2 protein-coding genes are annotated in these 3482 nt (G+C 55.8%); both read right to left on the bottom strand.

The window, feature by feature from the left end:
• Positions 1–432 precede the first annotated feature (432 nt).
• Positions 433–3078 carry a transcriptional regulator gene (locus C493_RS20770; protein WP_006655019.1) on the bottom strand — a complete coding sequence of 882 codons (2646 nt, stop codon included), beginning with the start codon at positions 3076–3078 and terminating at the stop codon, positions 433–435.
• A 211-nt stretch (positions 3079–3289) separates the two neighbouring features.
• The coding region (locus C493_RS23545; RefSeq protein WP_007261464.1) for a hypothetical protein at positions 3290–3482 on the bottom strand (193 nt) is incomplete at its 5' end.

The following is a 3482-nucleotide window of genomic DNA, read 5'->3' as shown; positions in this document are numbered from 1 at the left end:
TCGACCCACGCACCAGACTGAACCGCGTTCGTGTTGAGCTTCGGCGCTCCCCCACCCGAGTTACCTCTCGCAAAGTCGTTTTCCTCCAGGTACTCGGTATTCTTCGGTCCACTACTCTTGCCCCCGTGAAACCCACACTTCCCATGTGGTCCGATTGCTGGTCGACCACACCGCTTTCCCGTACTCTTAGCTGTCGCGGTACATCGCCCGAACCGACCGTAATTCATCTTACTACTCATGGGGGTTCATGTGGTCCGTGTTTGTCTCTTGCCTCAAGATTCCATGGGGGGTTGTTGTCCGACCGCGATTCATAGGTTCAGAGTTCGTCGACCCTACTCTAATCATGAACGTACTGTCTCGAGAGATACCACGAGATTACGAGATACCCGAATACAACGCATATCACGAACATATTACCAAAGGTTAGTTCAATCACGAACCTGCCTCCGTGAGGGGTTGCTGTGCAATCTCCGGCCCAATAGACAGCGTCTGAACCGTCTCGTCTCGTTCTTCGGTTAGACTCGACAGTAAGGGACGTACCCAGTCTACCCAGTCGTACATCGTATGGAGACGGTCGATGTCCGGTAGCCCGTTAGGTCCGCATTGTACCCATATCTCGATTACCTCCTCGGTCAACTCATCAAGCGCTTCTAGCGTCTCAAAGAGGACGTCTCGAGTGAACGACTCGGTCAGCATGAACGATGGAAGAATCCGCTTGTGGCGTTCTTGCTCGTCTGTGAACGAAAGGTTCAGTCGGCACTGACCCTCGGTCTCGTCGACTAACCCCATTGCTACAAGTGTCGGTAAGTGGTTCCGAACCGACTGCGTCGAGATTCCCGCTTTCTCGGCTAACTCTGTCTTGCTAAGGCTCAGATTCGTCGCGAGCAACGTACTAATCATCGCCCGAACCGTGGGGGTTGCGTCCTCTAAGAGACGCTTCGACGGGAGACTCGCGAGTGAAAGCCGTACTTCGCTACTCCGAATCTCTCTCGGTGTCGCTTCTTGAGACAACCCTCGCCCGATTGCGTGGGCTACGTCGTACGGTGTCCGTGCAAACCCAGAGAATAGCCGTATCGCGTCTCTCGTCGCGTCGAGACCTTTCGCCCGACACATTGCCCGTGTTACTCGTGCAACCGTACTCGGACCATGCTCGACGACCACAGGGACTTTGAGCGCAATCTCCGGCGCGTCCTCGTGAATCTCCCCAGGGTTCGACAGTCGGTCTTCTATTACGCCGGCGACGTGGTCCGCCCGATTCCCGAAGTCACCAACCACCGAGATCGACGCAATCAGGTTCGCATACGGATTGCTCGCGTCGACGACAGGGTCGAACGACTGACGTCGCTTCTCGTCTCGGTCTTCAAACAACAGTCGCCGGACTACGTGGTTCCCGTACGTCGCCGCAATCGGCGCGTTCTTCGCAAGCGTCGTTGCTAACAACTCGGCATTGTCCTCCCCGTATCGCTCCGGGTGTCGGTTGTAGTCGGGTAAGCGAGCCTCCCAAACGACGTCAATATCGAGTAAATCGAGGACGTGAAACGCGGTTCCCGCGAGACCCATCGCCGTTTTCGTGATTCGACTCAGGTACTCGGACGTCTCACACTCGTAGTCCTCATGTGCAAGTGACCGCGTCATGTCGAGTAGCTCGTCTCTCGCGTCCTCGAGGACGTCGACGTACTCACCCGCCGAGTCGACAGAGTCAGCCAACCACCCGAGGTTTCGAGACCCACGAACGTACGTCCCATCTTCGATTAGTCCATCAAGTTCCGCGAGACGGTCCTCGGTAAGGACCTGGTCGAACGTCTTAGGATCGAGTAACGCTCGTGCAATCATCACCACATGAGACATGGCAGAGTCGTACTCTGCAGAGACGACGAGCGTATTCTCGTCCTCAAGGTAGCCCCACCCGGCTTCTCCCCGGTCAGATTTGGGTTCGACAGGGTAGTTTGTCACACTAACGCCTTTCTTCGGCGGTGTCTTCGCCGCTGAGACCGTCTCTGCGTACGAAAGATAGTCCACACCGTGATACCGAGGTAAGCGAACCCGTCCGTCCGGCGTCGTCGACGCCTCACCTTCGGCGGTCGGTCGGTGGTCGTCCTCCCTCCCTCCCCGAGGGCGGTCCGTGATTACACGGGTATTGTGGTTTGGTTTTGGGGTGTTCGTAACGTAGTCCTGAAGGGCCTTTTGTCGCTCTTTCTCTTTGGCTAATTCTTCGAGGTACAACGCTCCTTTGTCGAGAATCTCGATTCGTAGGTTTCCGCGAGCGCCGTACTTCTCACAAAGACCATACTCGATTAGCTTCTCGTTCAATCGCCGCGAGACCGTGGTCCTATCGTACTGACTGAACGCCGATTGTAGGGCGCTGTAGGCCATGTGTCCGCTTTCAGTCTCACCTACCGTCCGAAGTATCTCGACAGCAAGTCCGTCCGTCCCAACCACGTCGACGAGCGTCGTAATGGAGTAATCATTACGGGTGTCGTTGCACGGATTCGTAACACTCGATGGGAGAATATCGCCGTAGTAGTTGTGCAAGTACACTCGGTCGATCTCTGACCCACCAAGGACCACGTCGACGCTCTCAGACAGCGTTAGAACGTACTCGATAATCTCGTCGGCCTGGTCGCGCCGCGTCTCTCTGAAAGCCGCATTGAGACCGATTGCTATCGTCTGTTGAGGGTTGCTATAGCCCAATAGACGAGTGAACGCGAGAGCGTCCTCTAAGGCGCTCTGTGGCTGTCCCATCTCATCATGTCCCAACCGTCGCGCATACCGAATCAAGTCCCACAGAGCCCGTCTCTCGCCGGCGACAGCTCGTCGTGCAAGTTTCACGACTGACCCATCGACGTCAAACCCACAACTCGACAGTCGGTGTTCAAACTCGAGTATGTCGACACCGTCCGCCGCTGTTTGTAGTGCCTCGAGAAGCGCAAATTGACTCTCTGTCTCGTCGAAGATTACTCGATGAACCCGAAGGGCGGTCCAGTCTGTAAGCGAGACGTCCGCCTCGAGGTCAGTCGCAAAGCGAAGGCTTCGCTTCTCAGTCGGTTCGTGTGCCGTCGTATCGTCCGTATCGTACATTTAGTGTCGCTTTTGTGCGAACACTAACGCCGGGTGAAAATCCGATAATCCCATAAGCCCCAACCACATTGGTTGAGTTAGGACAACGGGCCACCCGCCCGCCGTGTCCGCGTAAGCATCCTTCGACGCCGATAGGAGCGAAGTCCTGGCAGACTCGTGTGCTCCCGGCGTCGTTTGATTCAACTAGTTCGCTAGTCACGACTATAGTTTATTAATCCACCTTCTCAGAGAGATATGCGTCAAGCACCACCGCAATTGTCTCATCGTATGACCGTCGGCCTTCCCGCGCCTTGAGAACCCGGAGGTCGCGCCGCACATCCTTCGACACCGGAATCCGCGTGTCCGTGGCAGACATATATCCCGCTTTAGGGCACAACGTATAAAGCATTACGGACATGAAGATG

The organism is Natronolimnohabitans innermongolicus JCM 12255 (genome assembly GCF_000337215.1).
In the GTDB taxonomy this organism is placed as follows: Archaea; Halobacteriota; Halobacteria; order Halobacteriales; family Natrialbaceae; genus Natronolimnohabitans; species Natronolimnohabitans innermongolicus.
The sequence above is the reverse complement of the archived record's forward strand: the minus strand, read 5'-3'. Positions and strand labels throughout refer to the sequence as shown.

What these genes read in the sequence shown, in the direction of transcription:
- C493_RS20770 (WP_006655019.1), bottom strand. Translation starts at nt 3,078, where the DNA reads ATGTACGATACGGACGATACGACGGCACACGAACCGACTGAGAAGCGA.